An 18788-nucleotide genomic window follows, 5' to 3' on the forward strand; every position below is an offset into this window, starting at 1 on the left:
CGGCCGTGGAGGAGAAGGGAAGGCACGTGGCGGAGACGACGGCGCGCGAGAACGCGATCAAGGCGATCGAACAGGCGGTGCGCGAGGCCGAGCTGGAGGTCGAACGCCCACGTGAGGGTTCGTTCCTGGTCACCATCCCGGGCACGGCCAAGCTCAAGACCCTGGTGTGGTTGGAGGCCGGCCCGCACAGCCTCACCCTGACCTCGTTCTTCTGTCGGCGACCGGACGAGAACCACGCCGGGTTCTACCAGTGGCTGACCCGGCGCGGCTCCGACATGTACGGGATGGCGTTCACCTCGGACGAGGTCGGCGACGTGTACATCCGTGGCCGGCTCCCCCTGGGCGGCGTCACCGTCGACGAGGTCGACCGGCTGTTGGGGTGCGTGCTCACCTACTCGGACGAGAACTTCAACACGGCGCTGGAGCTGGGATTCGCCTCGGCGATCCGCAAGGAGTGGAAGTGGCGCCTCGAACGCGGCCACGACACCCGGAATCTGCGCGCCTTCGCCCACCTGGCCGAACCGGCCGGGACTTCGAGTGACTAGGCTTGCCCCCATGGGAACTCTGGTACTGCTGCGACACGGTGAAAGTGTCTGGAACGCGAAGGGCCTGTTCACCGGCTGGGTGGACGTGGACCTGTCCGCAAAGGGCGAGGACGAGGCCCGCCGTGGCGGCGAGCTGCTCAAGTCCGCCGGGGTGACCCCGGACGTGCTGCACACCTCGCTGCTCAAGCGCGCCATCCGCACCGCCGACCTCGCGCTGGAGACCGCCGACCTGCACTGGCTGCCGGTCGAGCGCTCCTGGCGCCTCAACGAGCGTCACTACGGCGCGCTTCAGGGCAAGGACAAGGCTCAGACCCGTGAGGAGTACGGCGAAGAGCAGTTCATGATCTGGCGTCGTTCCTACGACACTCCCCCACCGCCCATCGCCGACGACGACCCCTACTCGCAGTCCGACGACGTCCGCTACGAACTCCTGCCGCCGGAGCTGCTGCCGCGTACCGAGTGCCTCAAGGACGTACTCGACCGCGCCCTGCCGTACTGGTACGACAACATCGTCCCGGAGCTGGCCGCGGGCAAGACCGTCCTGGTCGCCGCGCACGGCAACTCGCTGCGCGCGCTGGTCAAGCACCTGGACGGGGTCGGCGACGCCGACATCGCGGGGCTGAACATCCCCACCGGCATCCCGCTCGTCTACGAGCTGGACGAGAACTTCAAGCCCACGAACCCGGGCGGCACCTACCTCGACCCGGAGGCCGCCAAGGCCGCCATCGAGGCCGTCGCCAACCAGGGCAAGAAGTAACGCCCCACGACGACATCGGTGCCCGTACCTCCAACGGTGGTACGGGCACCTTCGTTTTTCCGGGGCGGATCAGTAGACCAGCGCCTGGACCCCGTCCTGGAGGGTCTCCTCGACGAAGCTCTGCGCGCCCGCGATGCGCACGCCGTCGATCAGGTCGTCCTGGGTGAGGTCGCGTCGGGCCGCGCACTGGGTGCACACAGTCACCCGGCCGGCCGCCAGCACCGCGGCCAGCAGGTCCCGCAACGGAGCGGCGTGTTCGAGTTCGAAGGTCTCGGCGCGTCCGGGGACCGCGAACCACGCGGACTCCCCGGTCAGCCAGAGGGAGACCTCGACGCCGGCGGTCACCGCCGCGGTCGCGACCGTGAACGCCTGATTGCACCGTTCCGGAGCATCCGCGCCGGCCGTGACCTTGATCACCAAAGAACGAGACATGTCCGTCAGCCTACCGAGAGGCCGATCAGGAGGAGCACGGTTCCCACGATGGCGGAGAACAGGAACCCGACGGACAGGCCCAGGGCCTCGGTCCGACGCGGAGAGACCCGCGTTGCCCGTTCGACCACACCGTGTTCGATGGTGAGCGGGTCCTCGTCCGAGCCGGCCAATACGACGCGGCCATCACGCGTGTGGACGCGTCCGGTGACGCGTACCGAAGCACCCGTACGGATGATCCACTCGCGGTACTCGAACTCGATGGTCTCGCCCCGGAAGACACCGGAGATGCGACCTCGAACCCTGGGCAGGAGGTCGTCCGCGGTGGCGGCCACACCGGGCTGGGGGCGGCCGACCTGGCGTTTGAGGCAGAGTTCGGCCTCCTGCGGTTCGGTGTCCGCCGGGTCGACGAAGATGCGCTGCGCGTCCCCCGGGCGCCCCTCCCCCACCAGACCGAAGAGGTCGTCGGAGCCGTAGTCGGCGATGGAGTCGCAGGCGCGCTCGCCGACCTGCCCGTCGACTTGACCGCGGGCCAACGGCCGGTAGTGCCGCAGGACCTCGTGACCGTGCCAGACGCACTCGACACCCGCCAGCCCGGATTCGATGGCACCGGCGGGGCCCGGCGCGGCCACGCCGGTGAGGGTCACGCGCTTGCCTTCGTGCTCGGCGACCGCGGCGGGAAGGAGCAGCGCGAGACCACGCTGACGCCGCCAGCGACGCAGGGCGACGAAGGCGAGTGGCAGGAGGACCACCGCGACGACGAGCAACGCCGAACCGATCACCAGCAACACAGGCAGCCCCTTTGGAATCGTGTTCGGAAATCGTGTCGGAGGTCGGGGGACCGCGGTGCGGATCCGAGCCCCGAGGACCCACCGCGTCCGTCAACCATCTTTACCAGTTCTCCGAGAAAGCCGGGCCAATTGGGCATGTCCGGTCCGGGACCCGAGGGTGGCGGTGACGGATGCCTTCGCGCGAGCGGTCACCGGCACCTCCGCCGCGCGCTACTCTCGGGGGTTATGGACGCTGCGGTACACCCTGATCTGGCGAAACTGTCCTTCCTGTTCGGACGTTGGGAGGGCGTCGGCGTCGCCGGATATGTGGAAGAGGAGAAGTTCCAGTTCGGCCAGGAGGTCGAGTTCACCCCGCGCGCGGGGCTGCCCTACATGGCCTACAGCGCCAAGGTCTGGCGGATGAACTCGGACGGGACCACCGGCGAGCTGGTCACCGAGGAATCCGGGTACTGGCGTGCGCTCTCCAAGGGGGACACCGCCCAGTACGCGGCGCAGGACGAGAACAACATCGTCCACCTCGAGGTGATGATCGCCCACAACGAGGGCTACCTGGAGTCCTACGAGGGCAACGTGTTCGCCAACCGGGTGGAGATGCGAAGCGCCGGGATCGTGCGCACCATCACCGGTCTGGAGGTACAGGGGTCGCACCGCCTGTACGGGCTGTTCAACGACGGAAGCCAGACCCTGGGTTACGCGTGGGATCTGGCCGCCCGCGACCTGGGGCTTCAGTCGTACATGTCCGCCCAACTCAAGCGCGTGGCCGAGATCGAGCCGAACGACGGCAAGTAGGCCCGTTCGGGGTCTGGACATGGACGAACCCCGGGCCGGCTCCTACGAGAGGGTCGGATCGGACTAGGTCCGACAGCCCGGGGTTCGGGTGTCCGTCTGGGATTCGCCTACGACGTACGTCGAGCGAATGCTCGGCGTCGTCCTAGCGGACGGCCACCTCGCCGGTCCTAGGGTCAATCATGTTCTGGACCACCTCCTTTCCTGCGTGCCGCCAAACTACGTCTCGTGGACGGTGGCGGGCAAGTGATTTTCTGTGATCTGTATCCCCAGGTCGATCGCGCCCCTGTGTCCTCTTGGACGGGGCGGATACCCTCGGCGGTATGACTTCGCCGTTGCTGACCACACCCGGTGCCGTGAGCGCCGAGACCCCCGACACCGACGTCGCCGCGCACTACGGCGACCCCTCGCACGAGGGCCGCGCGATCGAACGTTCCAGCGCCTGGGTCGACCGGAGCAACCGGGGTGTGGTGCGGGTGAGCGGACCCGACCGTCTTGGCTGGCTCAACGACCTCACCAGCCAGCTGACCCGGGACCTGGCCCCGGGTGTCGGCACCGAGGCGCTGATCATGGACGCGCGTGGCCGGCTGAAGCACCACCTGTCGATGGTGGACGACGGTGAGTCCACCTGGATGCACACCGAGCCGGGTGACGCCGCCGAGACGGCCCGGTTCCTGGACTCGATGGTGTTCATGCTGCGGGTGGAGGTCGAGGACCTCTCGGACTCGCTCTCGGTGTTGACGTTGCTCGGCCCGGACCGGGACAAGGCACTGGCCGTGGTGGAGGGTCCGGTCACCCGGGCCACCGAGCACGAGATCGACCTGTTCGTGCCCTCCGAGGAGCTCGTGACCACCGCGAGGAAGCTGACGGAGGCGGGAACCCGACCGGCCGGCATGTGGGCCTATGAGGCGCACAGGATCGCCTCGCACCGGGCTCGGGCCGGTCTGGACTCCGACGAGCGCGCCATTCCGCACGAGATGGACTGGATCGGTTCCGCCGTGCATCTGGAGAAGGGCTGCTACCCCGGGCAGGAGACGGTGGCCCGGGTGCACAACCTGGGTCGTCCCCCGCGCCGCCTGGTGCTGCTGCACCTGGACGGCACCAGGGAGCGGCTCCCCGTGGTGGGCGCCGACATCGAGTTGGAGGGGCGTCGGATCGGCCGCGTGGGCAGTTCCGCCCGCCACCACGAGTTGGGGCCGATCGCGCTGGGGCTGGTCAAGCGGACGGCGCCGATCGACGCCGTTCTGGCGGTGGACGGTATCGCCGCCGGCCAGGAGGTCATCGTGGACCCGGACACCGGGGCCAACGCCCAGATCGATCTGCGTCGCCGACCTCGGTAGGGCTTCAGGAAGGTCGTAGGTCGCTCTGCCCGGAGACCAGAACGTGGTCGAAATCGGTGCCCTCGGGCGCCAGGAACATCAGGTGCGTGGTGACCGTGGTGCCGGGGTTGATCTCGTCCCAGAAGTAGTCATGGGCCACGGTCCACTCGGCATCGGGATCGTTGGCGAAGGTCTCCCCGTCCGTGGTGTGGCCCCGGGTGCCGTTGCTGTCGAAGATCGCCGGTGAGGAACCCTCGTTGGTGACGTTGAGCCGGTAGATGTAGTACGTCATGCCCGAGGGGGCGGTGGCGTTCGTGCCCATCCCGTCGGTGATGGTGCTGTCGGTGTAGGCCACCTCGACCTCCACCCGGAACGGACCGACCGACGTCGAGGATCCGTTGAAGGAGGACAGCGGCACGGATTCGGAAGGGTCCGCCTGCTGCCCGGGACCGGACGCCTCCGGCTGTCTCGGTTCCTCGGTCGGTTCCGCGGAGGGCGCGGGCGAGGTCTCCGGATCGGACCGCGCGCCCTGTTCCGACCCGCTTCCCGCCGGGTCGCGATCCTCCTCTCCCACCACGATCCGCACATCGGGGGTCGGCAGCCCGCCCATGGCGGCCAACGCCGCCGTGCACCCACCGGCCGCCACGAGCACGGCGACGGGGATCGCGAGGACACGTGCGGACCGTCCGAAGCGGCCGACGGAACCTGGGGGCGGATCGGTGGCACTCATACCCGTGTGACACATACCACAGCACGGACATTCCGAAATTGTGCCCCGTTTGCCCACCCTCGACCGAAATCCGACCCTCGCCACGGAGGGTTATCGGTGGTTCTTCATCGGTTACCACCCGCGGAGCCCGACCCACTCGTTATCTTCCCCTGAAGGCCTGCGCGGCACGAACGAATCGGGGGACGTGGATGAGCGGAATCGACCGACCGGTGGACCTTTGGGTCAGACTGAGACGATTCGTCGGCCCTGACCGAGAGAGCCCCGACGACCGCGCGCCCACACGGCCGGAACCCCACTGGCGCGCCCCCGTCTCCCACCGGGAGAACGGTCTCACCCACCACGAATTCGCCCATGTGCTGGGGATGGGCCGTGTCTCCCCCCTGTTCCAACGCCACCGCTGGTGACCGGCGAGGGTGCCCACCGGCTCCGGACACACGAAGGCCCGATGGGAAGGACTCCCACCGGGCCGATCGAGTCTCTAGCGAAGAGCCGCCGTCAGGCGTTCGTCGTGCAGACGCTCGCCCCAGGCCGGGGGCAGCGGGTTCAACTGCCCCACACGCCAACGCAACAGCAGGTCGGCCAGTTGCGGGTTGCGCGGCAAGGCCGGCCCGTGCAGGTAGGTACCGAGCACCTGGCCCTGGTAGGCGCCCTCGGTGCGGTCGTCGTTGCCGATGCCCTTCACCGTGGTGGACAGCGGTCGGGCCTGCGGACCGATGGCGGTCCGGCCCTGGTGGTTCTCGAACCCGGTGATCCGACCCACGCCCAAGGCGGGGTCGACGTCGGCGACGATCTCGCCCACGGCGCGGCTCTGACCACGGCCGCTGCGGATGTCGAGGATGCCCACGCCGGGGAGCGGATTGTCGTCGTTGTCGCCGTAGCTCTCACCGATGATCTGGTAACCGGCGCAGACCGCGAAGACGCAGGCGCCGCGCGCGGCGGCCCGGGCCAGACCACCGTCGGCGCGAAGACGCTCGGCGGCCAGGATCTGCGGCCGGTCCTCGCCACCGCCGAGCAGGTAGACGTCACCCTGCTCGGGCACGGAGTCGCTGGAGTTGACCTGTACGACCTCGGTCGGGATGCCGCGCAGTTCGGCGCGACGCTTGAGGATGAGGACGTTGCCCTGGTCCCCGTAGGTGCTGAGCAGGTCGGGGTAGATCCACACGATCCGCAGGGCGCTGCTGTTGTTCGACATGGCTGGGTCTCCTACTGGATGCGGCCGTACGCGGTGCGGATCTGCTGGAAGGCGGTGTAGTTGGCGATGACGTCGACCTTGGTGATGTCGGGACGGTCTGCCTTGAGCTTGGCCAGAACCTCGTCCACCCGCTCGGCGACCTCGAAGGGAACCTCGTCGGTCTCCAGCCGCAGGGCGAGGTCGGTACGACGCTCACCCATGATGAAGACCCGACGGTCGCGCAGGACCCTGTAGTCCACGTCCCACAGCCAGGAGGTGTCCTTACCGTCGGAGACCTGGGCGTTGACCGCCAGGATGACCGGAACCCGCGGCGGGTCGAGGACGGCGAAGGATTCGAGCCATCCGGCCGGGTTCTTGGCGAGCAGGAGGCGAACCTCCACGCCCATGGTCACCACGGAGGTGTAGCGGCCCGCCACCGAGGTGATGTCGCGGAGGCGTTCGACGGTGCGCTCGGGGTGGATGCCATAGGCGGCGGCGGTGGCCGCGGCGATCGCCGCGTTGGAGCGGTTGGCGTCACCCGGCAGGTTGAGGCGGAGCTTGATCTGCTGCCCCTCGGGGGTGATGAGGGTGTCGGAGTCGTTGTCCACCGCCCAGGTGGTCCGAGGCCGGGCCAGGCCGCACTCGGGGCACTCCCAGTGTGGATCGACCTCGCGCTTGAGGTGGGCGCCGCACTCGGGGCAACACCAGGAGTCCTCCTTCCAGCGCTGGCCGGCGGAGACCCAGGTGGCGTTGGGAGCGCCCAGACCGGCCCACGCCACGAGGGGGTCGTCGGCGTTGGCGATCACGTGGGTGTTGCTCTGCGCCAGGGTGGTGCGCCACTTCTTCGCGAGGAGGTTGATCTCCGAGGCGCGGTCCATCTGGTCACGGCTGAGGTTCATCAGTACGACGAAGGCGGGGTTGGTCGCCTTGATGACCTGCGGGAGGTACTTCTCGTCGACCTCCAGCACGCCGTTGACGGCGGCCTTGTTGGCGGCCAGCGCGGTGATGTGCCCGGTGGGCATGTTCGCGCCGTGTTCGTTGGTGGCCACGTCACCGAACTCACGCAGGGCCTGCGAGATGAGACGGGTCGTGGTGGTCTTGCCGTTGGTGGCGCTGACCAGGGCGAGACGGCGACCCTGGGCGAGCTTGGCGAGCAGGTCGGGTTCGACCTTCAGGGCGACGCGGCCGCCGATAACGGAGCCGTCTCCGCGTCCAGTGGCCCTGGACAGGCCTGCCGCGCTCCTGCCCAGTACCGAAGCCAGTTGGGCGCGCAAGGAAAGCTCGCTCATCAAATCTCCACGATCGCTAGATCACCCGCGCGAACGCGCTGTGGCGGCGGGCGATGTGTCGGGCCAAGCCTATTGTCCACCGCTGTTCAGACCCGCCAGTCCAACCGCTCGGGTGGCGGCCCGAGGTTGGGCGGGACCCGTGTCGGATCGGAACCGTCGCCGGTCACCGATTCGGGCGTTTCCGGGACGTTCCCGACCATGGATGCGTTTCCGGGTCCGGGGCCCCGCGCGCTGTCACCCGGTGGTTCGATCCTCGTGCCGCCGGCCGGGGAACGCCGTGGTTCCTCGGCCTTCGGACCCGGACCATCTGGGCCCTCGACCCGGCCGACGCCCCTACCGATACCGGGGTTCCGGTGGTCCTCGGCGGTGGCGAGGGTGGCTGTGGACAGGGTGAGAATACCCGGATTGGTGTCGGTCAGGACCGGGCCGGCCGAGGTCAGGACGAGGGCCGCGGTGGGTGGCAGCTCCCGGAGCGACTCCGCGTCCAGAGCGCTGATCCGCACCGTGGTCTCCTCTTCCCCCGTCGACGCGATGGGGGTGTCGATCTCCGCCGCCTGCGCGGTGGCCCGCCCCCAGGCCGTGGCGGATCTCACATGCCTGACCAGATCCAGCGGGGAGATCGCGGCGGCCGCGTTGCGGATGAGCGCACCGGACTCGGTGTGCGGAGAGGGGAAGAGGGGTTCCTCGTCGGAAGCGTTCTCGTCGTCACCGTCGAGTTCGGTGACCGAAGCGCCGACGGCCTCGCCGATCACCTCGGTGAGCCGGTGGATCTCCAGGTCCTCCCGGTCGCTCCCGGATCCGTCGACCACCTCGGCGACCACTCGCGCGACCCTCCCGTCCCGATCGGGCCGCCGCATCACCACGGGCAGGCAGGACGGATCGGACAGGTGGCGGACCGCGGCGGGCACCGCCTCGCGGAACATCAGGACCACCTCGACACCGCCGTCCTCGGCCGCGTTCAGGACCTGCTCCACCTCCTCCTCCGGAAGTGTCTCCGCGCCGCAGACGACCACGGTACGGGTTCGATCCGGTCGTACCCGTGGGGCTCTACCCCCGGGGACCGCCGGGCCCGGTTCACGTGTCTCCAGGAGCTCGCTGAGCGCCGCCACCGCGTAGGTTCCGTACACCCGCGCGGCCGCCGCCCCGGAGGCCCGGTCGGTGGAGATGATCTTGACCTGGGCGTAGGCGGCGTCGTCGGCGCGGGTACCGACCGCTTCGAACGGGCTGAGTCGCTCTTCCAGGGCCCAGGCCCGTTCACGGACCTCGGGGTCGTCCGCGCAGCGTTCCCGCACCCTGGTGCGTTCGTCCACGGTGAGCAGGGCCAGGGCGGGGTCGTCCTCGGCGTCGTCGTCGGCGGGGGTCAGCAGGGCGCGCAGACCACCGATGAGGCGGGCGATGTCCACGTTCCGGCCGAGCACCTCCAACAGACGCAGCAACAGCGTCTCGTCGGCGTCGACGTCCTGGACCCTCCCCGTGGCCGCGGCGACGGCGGAGAGGACGCGGGCACGCTGACCGGCGTCCAGGTCGGTTCCCAGGGTCATCCGCGGTAAGTCGGCGGGGAGCACCCATCTGCGCGGCTCCACGGCGCAACGACGGGCGAGACGGACGAGTTCGCGGGCGACCCCGTGCCCGGTGAGGTCGACGACCGTCAGGTCACCGCCCTCCCTCAACCGGGAGACACCGACGGTGGTGAGCAGCGCCGACCACCCGGTGTCGCCCCCGCCCACCACGACCACCGCGGAGGTGCCGGCCGGCACGGTCATGCCGTACCAGCGTGGTTGCGCCTCGTAGGCACGGGAGGCCGCCTGCCATTCGGTGTACCGGGTGGCGTGTTCGCGTTGCCGTTCGCGCAGGATCCGTTCCCGCTCGGTACGTTCGGCGGCCAGTCGTTCCTTCGCCCGTTCCAGGCGTTCGGAGATGACCTGGCGGCTCTGGACGAGCGCGAAGGCGACGGGCGCCGCGATGGCCACGCAGGCGAACACGCCGCCCAGCGCCAGACTGCCGGGAAGGACGCGCATCAGCCACAGCGCCGGGAACAGGAGCGCCGGTAGGGCGAGTCCGACCAGCGCGAAGTAGAGGGGACGGTTGGTCTGCGCCTCGCTGTCACGCTGACCCGCGATCCACTCCTCGGAGACCGTCTGCGCGTCCGAGGGCGCGGGACGGCGCGGGGCGGGACCGGGTGGTGGCAGGAGGATCCTGTGCCGCCATCCGAGGTAGGTGCGTCCCGTCTCGCCTCGGGCCGCGTTCGCCGACGACCGTGCTTTGGGCACCGTCCGAACACCTCCTCGCCGGCGGCAGAGAGGGACCGCCGGGGAATCGTTCATGTGGGGGGCTTCGGCCACTGGGCGGTCGAAGCTCGGGCACCGGCGTACCGGCGCCCTCGTGCTTGCCACGGCCGGCCATGCCCGACGTTCGAACACGGAACGCGCACGGACCTTCGAGCGGCGTGGCCGTGATCATCAGTGAAGCAGGGCCGCCCCCCGCTTTCCAGTACCGATCCCCCACCTGTGGAAAACCCACGCGTCGAGCGGCCGCTCACCCGACTCCCTCGTCGGCCGGAACCCGGACGATCCGCGCAACCGGTGAAGCGACATAATGCCGGCGAAGGTCACGCCCCTCGGATACCCGGGAGTCCCCCATCTCCGGTCCCACCCTCGTCCTGCCTCTGTTCTCACTCCTGCTCATGGTCGCCGCCCTGGTCTGCGTGGCACGGGGCCATGTCTGGAATCACCGAAGGGGGCGCACCCACTGGAGGGAACGCGCCCTCGCCCACAAGGCACCGATCGGCGCGGAACGGCGCAGGATCCGTCCGTACCTGCGCCGTGGTGCGCCCGCGCCCGACCCCGAAACGGCTCAGCTGACCGTCAGTGCGGCCGCCGACCTGAATCGCCGGTGGCAGAACCCTTGGTACTTCTCAGGCATGATCCTGTTCCTTCTCGGCAACTCTGTGATCCTGATCGCCAGGTCGATGGTTCAGGATGGGTCCTCCGTCTTCCTGTGGTTCGGGATCGCCGCCTTCTCCTTCGCCGCCACTTCCCCCTTCTACCGCCAGGCGATGCTCGACCAGGCGAGGCTGGCTCTGGCGATCAACCGGGAGCTCGCCGAGCTGTACGAAGTTCCGGATGAGGAGCCGCCACCGCCCCGGGAGCGCTGAGCCTGGAAAACGACGCGGCGCCGGTGCCGGACGGATCTCTCCGTCGGCACCGGCGCTGCGGTGGTTCGACCGTCGGTCAGGCCTGGACCTGTACGTCCACGACCTTGCCGACCTCCGCCTGGACGGGGTATTCGCCGGTGAAGCCCTTCGAGGCCAGCACCCGCACCTTCCAGGCACCATCGGTGGCGAAGAACCGGAAGGTCCCCTCGTCACCGGTGGCGACCTCTCCGACGAAGTCGTCGGAGGAGTTCAGCAGACGGGCGTAGGCACCGCGCAGCGGCTGCCCGTCACGTGTCACCGTGCCCTGGATGACCGCCTGGCTTCCCGCGTCGACGTCGGCCAGGGCGACACCGCCCTCGGGGGCTCCGCAACTGTCGCTCACTTGGGCTCGGCCTCCCCCACCTCGACCGGAACGCCGACCAGGGAGCCGTACTCGCTCCAGGAGCCGTCGTAGTTCTTGACGTTCGGGATGCCGACGATCTCGCGGAGCGCGAACCAGCTGTGCGAGGAGCGCTCGCCGATACGGCAGTAGGCGATGATGTCCTTGTCCAGGTCCACACCGGCCTCGGTGTAGAGCTCGCGCAGTTCCTCGGCGGTCTTGAAGGTGCCATCCTCGTTGGCCGTCTTGGCCCACGGGATGTTGCGCGCGGTGGGGATGTGCCCACCGATCTGGGCCGCCTCCTGCGGGAGGTGTGCCGGGGCGAGCAGCTTGCCGGTGAACTCGTCGGGCGAGCGGACGTCGACCAGGGCCTTGGTGCCGATGGCCTCGACGACCTCGTCGCGGAAGGCGCGGATCGAGGTGTCCTGTTCCTTGGCCTCGTACTCGGTCGCGGCCCGCTCGGGGACGTCCTTGACCAGCTCGCGGGAGTCGAGCTCCCACTTCTTGCGGCCACCGTCCAACAGGCGGATGTTCTCGTGACCGTAGAGCTTGAAGTACCAGTACGCGTAGGCGGCGAACCAGTTGTTGTTACCGCCGTACAGGATGACCTGGTCGTCGTTGCCGATGCCCTTGGCCGACAGCAGGTTCTCGAAGCCGGTCTTGTCCACGAAGTCGTGGCGGACCGGGTCCTGAAGGTCCGTCTTCCAGTCGATCTTGACAGCGCCTCGGATGTGGCCCTTGTCGTAGGCGGACGTGTCCTCGTCCACCTCGACGAGGACGACGTCGGCGTCGTCCAGGTGAGCCTCCACCCAGTCGGCGTCCACGAGGACGTCGGAGCGGCTCATGGGGAACCTCCTGTGTTTCTGTGCGATGTCGCGTGTGAGTCGGATGCGTGGTGCTTCCGGGCCCTGCTGCCGGAAGTCGGGGTGTCGTCGTGGCCTTCCCCTGATGGGGATGTCCCCTGTCGGGGGGACCTGTTCGGGGTACCCCGCTACACCCGGCGAGGGGCCGGGTGGAAGGCGGGAAGGGCACTACGCGGAGTGGGGGCGAACGTGGTCGCGGCCTGCCGCTCCGAGCTCACGAGGGTGCGGGCGTCGATGTGTCGCTCTGTGCCGGGGGCGTACGGACGCCCGTCGAACTCGACTCGCATGAAACTTCATCCCTGTGTGCGTGGAGATCCGAGGAAGCCGATCGCACGAAATAGGCGGGGCCGAGGGCCCGTTCGCCCTAGGGACATGGACAGAGCGCGGCGGCGACGCGGCAGAAATCAACCGCCCGTCGCTTCGTCAGATACGCGCTCGTCAAGGAAGTCACGTCTTAGACGCTACAGGCAGCACCACTGATTGTCACTGGTGGCCTGGATCACAGGGGAAGCCGTATTGCCCGCTCCGCCGGGCCGGACGGGCTTTCAGGGTGTTCCGGAATATGAGAACGGCGTCTCGGAGAGCATTCATGGAAGAGAACCACCCGGGCTCGGGTCTAGGAGACGGCCTGTCCGAGCGCGGCGATCACATCGGGTTTGCGGGGCTGGCCTTGTGCCCGCCGCACGATCCGGCCGGAAGCGTCCAGGACGAAGACGGTGGGGGTCCCCCGCACCTCCAGCCGACGCACCAGGTCCAGGTGCGACTCGGCGTCGACCTCGACGTTGGCCACACCCTCCACCATCGACGCCACTTCCGTCAGGACGCGGCGGGTGGCTCGGCAGGGCTGGCAGAAGGCACTGGAGATCTGCACGAGGGTGGCCCTCGCGCCCAGCTCGGCGCCGATCTCCTCGGCGCCGAGCGACTCCACCGCGGGGGCCATCAGGCGACCTCGGAACCCATCAGCGGAAGGTCCGAGCCGGTACCGGTGATCAGCAGGCCACTGGAAGTGGCCTCCACGTCGGTGACGGTCAGGCCGAGCGGCAACTCGGGGACCTGCGCGCTGAAGGTGAGCATTCCGGCCACCTGCTCGTCGACGTCGATCGGCAGGTCACCGACCTCGATGCCCCGAGGGGTGACGGAGAGGACGTCCCCGTCGACCGTGAACTCGCCGGCGCTGGACACCGAGGTGCTCAGCCCCAGCTCGGGCAGGGCGAGCTCACCGCTGATGCGGGGCTCGTCGCCCTCCGTGCTGATGGTCATGCCCTCGGGCAGGTAGGGGTTGAAGTAGGAGTAGGGCACCACGAAGGAGCCCTCGACCTGGCCCGCGATCACGGTGGGCTGGTCCATGAGGTCGCTCAGCGGCGCCTCGACGTTCGAGGCGGTGGCCTCGACCTGCTCGACCGTCACATCGCTCATCGTGGCGCTGTCGGCGTTGATGTCGACCTCGGTGTAGGTACCGCTCAGTACCTGCGGCAGGAAGGCCCAACCCTCGATGGACACGTCCGGATCCTCGGACATCTCCATCTGATCGGCCAGACGTTCGGCGAGGGTGTTCTGCGCGAATGAACGCGCCCCGATGTCCGCCACCACCACGAGAGCCGCGAGGAGGATCAGGAAGACGAGAAGGAACTTACGCATCGGAGATCCCAGCACACTTTCTTTCGATCCGGCTTTCGATCCGGCGCGCCTCTCGGCTGGGTCGTCCGGCCGGTCGTGGTCACACGCCACCGGCACCCGGAGGGCACCGGTCATGAAAAACCTGTAGGGAAGGGTACGTCACTTCGCATATGACGCGGAGATGTCCGGGTTGGTTGCGGTCCCGAGCCATCGAGACGCGAACGAGAGGAACCGGGGGCGGCGTGGGGCGCCTTCGAGGCGTGGGCGGAGGGTGAACGAGCGAGGCGCCCCCATCCGTTACGGAGAGGGGCGCCGGCGACGAAACCGCTGTTCCAGCGGGGATCACGCGGATCGCGTCAACGAGGCATCAGCATGGCGGCGAGGCCGTCGTTGGCGGAGGCGTCGGAGAGCGAGAGTTCGATCACGTTGGTGGCGACCACGTGCGCCGGCAGTCGGCGGGCGAACTCCAGCATGTGCGACTGCTGCTCGTGTTCCTCCTGCGCGAGCTCGTCCCGGTAGATCGCGTAGACGATGCGCTGCAACGGCGCGCTGGGCACCGTGTGCGAGGCGAACAAAAGGGTGTCGGGCTCACGCGCGGACACCTCGCCGACGACGGCGTTGGCGAGCCGGTCGAAGCCGTCACCCTGCCCGTCGGCGAGCGTGTAGATCGTGATGACGCCGCGCAGCTTGCTGCTGGGCGGCGTGGGCGCCGGGGCCCCTGCGAAGTGGTCGTCGTAGTGGTCGGCGTTGCGGCGCTTACGGCGCACGGGCTCCTCCTGCGGTTCGTCGAGTTCGTCGTCCGCGTCGTCGTACTCGTCGTCGTAGTAGTCGTCGTCATCGTCGTAGACGTCGCGACGGGGCTTGGCCGCCAGTGCTCCGGCGCCCCAGAGCGCGGAGACCGCGCCGAGCATCAGCAGCGGGCCCACGGCGTCCAGCCCGAAGCGGCCGACGACCGCGGAGAGGAGCGTGGCCAGGGCGAGCAGCCCGAGAACGATCAGATCGGTCCTCCCGGGGCCGCGGAGGCCGCGCCGCGCGACGGAGACCAGCGCGGTGACGAGGAGGACGACGGCGAAGACCTGCGCACCGTTCACGAGCGCGCGCGGGATCAGATCGTAGTGTTCGGCCAGCGGGGGGAAGGAGGAGTCGAAGCGACCGCTGGCGCGGTCGACGGCCAGCACCACCAGGGGAACGATGGTGAAGACGCTGAGGAACAGGCGTGAGGTGAACCGGGCGTTCGGCGCGCGGACCGCGTATTCGAAGGCCCCCCACGCCATGTAGACGGGCCCGAGGAGGCTGACACCCAGTTGCAGGAGTCGGAAGGTGGGCTCACCGAAATCGAACAGCACCCCGATCACCGCGGCGCTGAGTCCCACCGTGACGGCCAGCGCGGCGATCAACCATGCGATCGCGGCGATACCGGGCCGACGTTGGGCATAAGCGGTCAGCGCGGCGGTGGCGCTCCAGCCGACCAACGCGCTAATGAATGTCAGACCTACCGTGACCATCTCGACAATGATGATGCACGCTGATGAGTGGATGTGCACAACGTGCACTTTTGAGGGGTCGGCCCCTGAGGAGATCTCGCAGAGTGCGGGCCGGAACCGCCTTTTACACTGTGAGCTTCATCACCAGGATTCTCGTGGCGGTGCAGCGGCCCCACCGGGGCGCCTCGTGCCCCTAGGCTCACAGTACGCGGGGGCCTCACCCCGGCCGCCGGAGGGCGACCTCCCCCACCTGATCCAGGAGAGAACCGTGCCATTGGACGCGACGTTCCCGAACCCGATCGGTCCCGGCGCCGCCTTCTTCGACGTGGACAACACCCTGATGCGCGGCGCTTCGATCTACCACTTCGCCCGCGGGCTCGCCTCCCGTGACCTGTTCACCACTCGCGACCTCATGCGGTTCGCGTGGGGGCAGACGGTGTTCAGGGTGACCGGCAGCGAACAACCCGAGCACATCAACGCCGCACGTGAGGCCGCCCTGGCGTTCGTCGCCGGACACGACGTGCGGGACCTGGTCGCCCTCTGCGAGGAGATCTACGACGACACCATGGCCGATCGCATCTGGGAGGGCGCCCGACGGCTCGTTCAAGGCCACCTGGACGCCGGGCGGCCGGTCTGGCTGGTCACCGCGACCCCGGTGGAACTGGCGGAGATCATCCGACACCGGCTGGGACTGACCGGCGCATTGGGCACCGAGGCCGAGAGCGTCGACGGGGTCTACACCGGACGACTCAACGGCGACCTGCTGCATGGTCCGGCCAAGGCCGTGGCGGTGCGGGAGCTCGCCCGCAAGGAGGGGTGGGACCTGGCGGGCTGCTCGGCCTACAGCGACTCCTCGAACGACCTGCCGCTGCTGTCGTTGGTGGGCGATCCGCACGCGGTCAACCCGGACGGGGACCTGCGCCGGTACGCCCGGACCCACCAGTGGCCGGTCCACGACTTCCGCAGACACCGACGAGCCCTGAAGGTGGCCGTCCCCGCGGCCGTGGCGGGTGCGGTGGCCGGCGCGGTCGCGGTGCGTGCGGTACGGCACCGCAAGTCCTTCCCCACCCCCTGAGGAACTCCCCGAGAAGCGCTGAGCGGAACGCAGAGCGACGCTCGCCCTCGAACCCGTCCCCTTTTCCCCCTGCCATGAGTCCGGGCCGCCGCAGCATGTTCAGACGCGCCGATAGAACACCGGCAGCGCCCTCATCCCCTCCGAGCGCAGCCCGCCGCGCACCCTTCGGAAGAAACTCGGCCGAACGAATTGCGCGAGCAGGAAGCGCAGCGGCCCTCCCGGCAACCGAACCTGGTTGACCATGGCGAAGGCGGCTTCTCCCTGTGGTCGCAGGAGGGTGCTGTTGTCCACCCCGATCGAGGTGACGTACCAGTGGGCCAGGTCCTCCCAGGCCACGACGGCGCGTTCGGGATCGGGCGCGGTGAAGTGGTTGAACAGGAAGGTCGACCTGGAACCGTCCTCGGTCTCGCCGATCCGGCGGACGTTGCGGGCGACCATCACGAGCTCTCCGTCCAATGCCCGATAGGCCTCCGAGCCCAAGAGGTCGTCGGCGGCCTCGGGCGAGACGGTCGTGATGAGAAGGAGGACGTCGTACCGGGGGGCTCCGGACAGCGGCGGCATGAACACGGCTTCGTAGAGAGCGACGGCGACGACCTCGGGCCGGGCCTCCACCTCGGGGAGAAGCCCGCCGAACTCCGCCAGGGCCTCCTCCCGTCTCCGGTCACCTCGCACGATGGGCCCGCGTTCGGGCGGTGACACGCTCACGCCGATGTACACGTAGCCGTACGGGTGCGGTGGGTCGAACATCGGGCCGGAGTGCCCGGGCGTGGCGGCTGCCATGACTCGCTCCTCACTCGGCGCCGCACGGGGCTCCGGCGGACACCGTGGTCTGGCATCTCAGCCTAGAGGCAATACTTCGGATATACAAACAGTTTGCTCACCCGAATCTTTATGATCATGGGCATGGCACAGGAGCGCGCTTCAGAACCCTTCCAACGCCCCGATCCGAAACTGGTGGCGGAACTCGGGGTGATACCGCAGTTGGAGGTCTACTTCCGACGGATCCGCACGGACATGCCCGATGACGTCGCCGCGGTCTTCGCCGAACACGGACTGACCGCGCGCCATGGCGGGGTCCTCGGACAGCTGGCGGTGGTCCGCTCCATCGGCGTCGGTGAACTGGCCGAACGCATGGCCGTCTCCATGCCGACCGCCAGCGAACTGGCCGGTGACCTCAGGAGGGCGGGACTGGTCGTCGCCGAGGAGGATCCGGACAATCGCCGGCGCACCCTGCTGAGTCTGGCCACGGGTTACCGGCCGTCGGTGGAAGCACTGGTCGCGGCGCGTGCGGCGCCCTTGCGACGCGCGATGGAACGCCTGCCCGAGCGCGACCGCGCGGGTTTCGCGGCGGGCCTGCGGGCATGGGCGGAGGAACTGCGGGACCGGTGAGCGCTCCCCGGTCGGTGCGGGGGTGGGGTAACGGGTGGGGTCAGCGGCCCAGGGTGGCTCGGGCCAGAGCGATGACGTGCCCCGGGCGCAGTCCGGCGCCGCGTCCACCGCTTCGAGCGACGCCGCCACGGCTGTGCGCGTACGACTCGAAGGCCTCGATGGAACTGTAGGCGGGCGACCAGTCCAGGGCTGTGCACAGCGAGGTCGGGTCCAGCCGGGCGGCGTGCAGCCCGGTGTTGACGGTGCGGGCGGCGCTGGCGCTCGCGTAACCGATCCGGCCGCGCTTGGCCACGCCGCGCAACGCCTTCAGGCCGCGGGCCGGCACTGGGACGCGCTGGCCGCCGATGCGGCGCAGGCAGTGTGAGAGGGGGACCGTGTCCGCCCCCGAGACGTCGAAGAAACCGGTCTGTTCGCTCAGCGCCATGAGCGTGAGCGCTTCGGCGCCGTCGTCCTCGTGCAGGAACTGCACGCGCGGGTCTCGGCCCATGACGGTGGGCACGACCCGGTAGTCCATGTAACGGGTGAGGGGGGTGTCCACGGAGGGACCGATGAGGTTCGCGAACTTCAGCACGGCCACGGACAGGTCCGGGCGCCGGCGTTGGAGTGCGCGGGTGTCCCGCTCCACCACGGCCGCGTCGTCGGCCTCCCACGTGGCGCTGGAGCGCACCACGAGACGGCGGACGGAATCGGAACGCTGGGCCGCGCCCAGGACACGCATGGTGCCGAGGAGGTCGTCCTCCCGGTCCGCGCCCTTCACCGTGTCCAGACCCAGGTGCAGGACCAGGTCGGCGCCCGAGTCGGTGACGATCCGGTCCAGGCTTCCGTCGTGCAGGTCGACGTGCCGGTACTCGATCCCCGGCAGTTCACCCGGGGGAGGTGAGGAGTCCGCTCCGATCACCCGGCGCACGCCGGGCCTCTCACTCAGGGCCTGGGCGACCCTGGCAGCGAGGGGGCTGGAGACCCCGGTGACCAGTACGACACGAGCCATGGCGACACGTTCCTTGGAAGGA

General features: G+C 69.1%; 23 protein-coding genes. 8 read left to right on the top strand and 15 right to left on the bottom strand.

Going from position 1 to position 18788, the window contains the following annotated elements:
* Positions 1-26 precede the first annotated feature (26 nt).
* Both ACWGKS_RS14650 and ACWGKS_RS14655 read left to right on the top strand, forming a co-directional pair.
* A complete protein-coding gene (locus ACWGKS_RS14650) occupies positions 27-545 on the top strand; it encodes a YbjN domain-containing protein (RefSeq protein ID WP_358503574.1) in 519 nt (172 codons plus the stop codon).
* Between the two features lie 10 nt (positions 546-555).
* A complete protein-coding gene (locus ACWGKS_RS14655) occupies positions 556-1302 on the top strand; it encodes a phosphoglyceromutase (protein WP_358503577.1) in 747 nt (248 codons plus the stop codon).
* Between the two features lie 69 nt (positions 1303-1371).
* Here the strand turns inward: ACWGKS_RS14655 and ACWGKS_RS14660 are convergent, their stop codons facing one another.
* Both ACWGKS_RS14660 and ACWGKS_RS14665 read right to left on the bottom strand, forming a co-directional pair.
* Complete coding sequence (locus ACWGKS_RS14660) at positions 1372-1734, bottom strand: DsrE family protein (RefSeq protein WP_358503580.1); 363 nt, start codon at positions 1732-1734, stop codon at positions 1372-1374.
* Positions 1735-1739: 5 nt separating this feature from the next.
* Positions 1740-2522, bottom strand: a complete 783-nt coding sequence (locus tag ACWGKS_RS14665; protein ID WP_358503583.1) for a hypothetical protein — start codon at positions 2520-2522, stop codon at positions 1740-1742.
* A gap of 225 nt (positions 2523-2747) precedes the next feature.
* On the opposite strand from ACWGKS_RS14665, the gene ACWGKS_RS14670 reads away from it, so the two are divergent.
* Positions 2748-3311: a nitrobindin family protein gene (locus ACWGKS_RS14670; protein WP_358503586.1), complete on the top strand. Its 564-nt coding sequence runs from the start codon at positions 2748-2750 to the stop codon at positions 3309-3311.
* A 320-nt stretch (positions 3312-3631) separates the two neighbouring features.
* Positions 3632-4648, top strand: a complete 1017-nt coding sequence (gene ygfZ / locus ACWGKS_RS14675) for a CAF17-like 4Fe-4S cluster assembly/insertion protein YgfZ (protein WP_358503590.1) — start codon at positions 3632-3634, stop codon at positions 4646-4648.
* Positions 4649-4652: 4 nt separating this feature from the next.
* Here the strand turns inward: ygfZ and ACWGKS_RS14680 are convergent, their stop codons facing one another.
* On the bottom strand, positions 4653-5357 hold the full coding sequence (locus ACWGKS_RS14680) for a DUF4352 domain-containing protein (RefSeq protein ID WP_358503593.1): 705 nt from the start codon (positions 5355-5357) through the stop codon (positions 4653-4655).
* 188 nt (positions 5358-5545) lie between these two features.
* Here ACWGKS_RS14680 and ACWGKS_RS14685 point away from each other — a divergent pair, with 188 nt between their 5' ends.
* A complete protein-coding gene (locus ACWGKS_RS14685) occupies positions 5546-5761 on the top strand; it encodes a hypothetical protein (protein WP_452522836.1) in 216 nt (71 codons plus the stop codon).
* Positions 5762-5835: 74 nt separating this feature from the next.
* Here ACWGKS_RS14685 and ACWGKS_RS14690 read toward each other — a convergent pair whose 3' ends face one another.
* The 3 genes from ACWGKS_RS14690 to ACWGKS_RS14700 form a co-directional block, all read right to left on the bottom strand.
* A complete protein-coding gene (locus ACWGKS_RS14690; RefSeq protein ID WP_358503595.1) occupies positions 5836-6549 on the bottom strand; it encodes a type 1 glutamine amidotransferase in 714 nt (237 codons plus the stop codon).
* A gap of 11 nt (positions 6550-6560) precedes the next feature.
* A complete protein-coding gene (locus ACWGKS_RS14695; RefSeq protein ID WP_358503597.1) occupies positions 6561-7817 on the bottom strand; it encodes a MurT ligase domain-containing protein in 1257 nt (418 codons plus the stop codon).
* Positions 7818-7903: 86 nt separating this feature from the next.
* Positions 7904-10087, bottom strand: coding sequence for a hypothetical protein (locus ACWGKS_RS14700; protein WP_452455440.1), 2184 nt, complete (start codon positions 10085-10087; stop codon positions 7904-7906).
* 413 nt (positions 10088-10500) lie between these two features.
* Here ACWGKS_RS14700 and ACWGKS_RS14705 point away from each other — a divergent pair, with 413 nt between their 5' ends.
* Entirely contained in the window at positions 10501-10971 is a 471-nt protein-coding gene (locus tag ACWGKS_RS14705; protein ID WP_358503600.1) for a hypothetical protein, read from the top strand.
* A gap of 76 nt (positions 10972-11047) precedes the next feature.
* Here ACWGKS_RS14705 and ACWGKS_RS14710 read toward each other — a convergent pair whose 3' ends face one another.
* From ACWGKS_RS14710 to ACWGKS_RS14740, 7 genes are all read right to left on the bottom strand, one after another.
* The gene (locus ACWGKS_RS14710; RefSeq protein WP_067600299.1) at positions 11048-11353 is read right to left on the bottom strand and encodes a DUF1416 domain-containing protein; all 306 of its coding nucleotides are present in this window, start codon (positions 11351-11353) and stop codon (positions 11048-11050) included.
* Positions 11350-12195 (bottom strand): sulfurtransferase, encoded by an 846-nt coding sequence (locus tag ACWGKS_RS14715; protein WP_358503604.1) that lies wholly within the window; start codon positions 12193-12195, stop codon positions 11350-11352. Before ACWGKS_RS14715 ends, ACWGKS_RS14710 begins: the two co-directional genes overlap by 4 nt.
* 146 nt (positions 12196-12341) lie before the next feature.
* Positions 12342-12500 carry a hypothetical protein gene (locus ACWGKS_RS14720; RefSeq protein WP_358503607.1) on the bottom strand — a complete coding sequence of 53 codons (159 nt, stop codon included), beginning with the start codon at positions 12498-12500 and terminating at the stop codon, positions 12342-12344.
* Positions 12501-12577: 77 nt separating this feature from the next.
* Positions 12578-12664 carry a putative leader peptide gene (locus ACWGKS_RS14725; protein ID WP_355267795.1) on the bottom strand — a complete coding sequence of 29 codons (87 nt, stop codon included), beginning with the start codon at positions 12662-12664 and terminating at the stop codon, positions 12578-12580.
* Positions 12665-12829: 165 nt separating this feature from the next.
* Positions 12830-13153, bottom strand: coding sequence for a TlpA family protein disulfide reductase (locus tag ACWGKS_RS14730; protein WP_358503610.1), 324 nt, complete (start codon positions 13151-13153; stop codon positions 12830-12832).
* Positions 13153-13851 carry an LmeA family phospholipid-binding protein gene (locus tag ACWGKS_RS14735; RefSeq protein ID WP_358503613.1) on the bottom strand — a complete coding sequence of 233 codons (699 nt, stop codon included), beginning with the start codon at positions 13849-13851 and terminating at the stop codon, positions 13153-13155. The genes ACWGKS_RS14730 and ACWGKS_RS14735 overlap by 1 nt, the downstream gene beginning before the upstream one ends.
* Before the next feature lie 335 nt (positions 13852-14186).
* A complete protein-coding gene (locus ACWGKS_RS14740) occupies positions 14187-15335 on the bottom strand; it encodes a putative quinol monooxygenase (RefSeq protein ID WP_358503616.1) in 1149 nt (382 codons plus the stop codon).
* Positions 15336-15582: 247 nt separating this feature from the next.
* Here ACWGKS_RS14740 and ACWGKS_RS14745 point away from each other — a divergent pair, with 247 nt between their 5' ends.
* The gene (locus ACWGKS_RS14745) at positions 15583-16389 is read left to right on the top strand and encodes an HAD family hydrolase (RefSeq protein ID WP_452455438.1); all 807 of its coding nucleotides are present in this window, start codon (positions 15583-15585) and stop codon (positions 16387-16389) included.
* 99 nt (positions 16390-16488) lie between these two features.
* On the opposite strand, the gene ACWGKS_RS14750 is transcribed toward ACWGKS_RS14745, so the two are convergent.
* Entirely contained in the window at positions 16489-17169 is a 681-nt protein-coding gene (locus tag ACWGKS_RS14750; RefSeq protein ID WP_358503619.1) for a hypothetical protein, read from the bottom strand.
* A gap of 123 nt (positions 17170-17292) precedes the next feature.
* Here ACWGKS_RS14750 and ACWGKS_RS14755 point away from each other — a divergent pair, with 123 nt between their 5' ends.
* A complete protein-coding gene (locus ACWGKS_RS14755; protein ID WP_358503622.1) occupies positions 17293-17778 on the top strand; it encodes a MarR family winged helix-turn-helix transcriptional regulator in 486 nt (161 codons plus the stop codon).
* Positions 17779-17818: 40 nt separating this feature from the next.
* Here ACWGKS_RS14755 and ACWGKS_RS14760 read toward each other — a convergent pair whose 3' ends face one another.
* The gene (locus tag ACWGKS_RS14760) at positions 17819-18766 is read right to left on the bottom strand and encodes an NAD-dependent epimerase/dehydratase family protein (protein ID WP_358503625.1); all 948 of its coding nucleotides are present in this window, start codon (positions 18764-18766) and stop codon (positions 17819-17821) included.
* Positions 18767-18788 lie beyond the last annotated feature (22 nt).

Source organism: Nocardiopsis sp. NPDC055879, assembly GCF_053615935.1.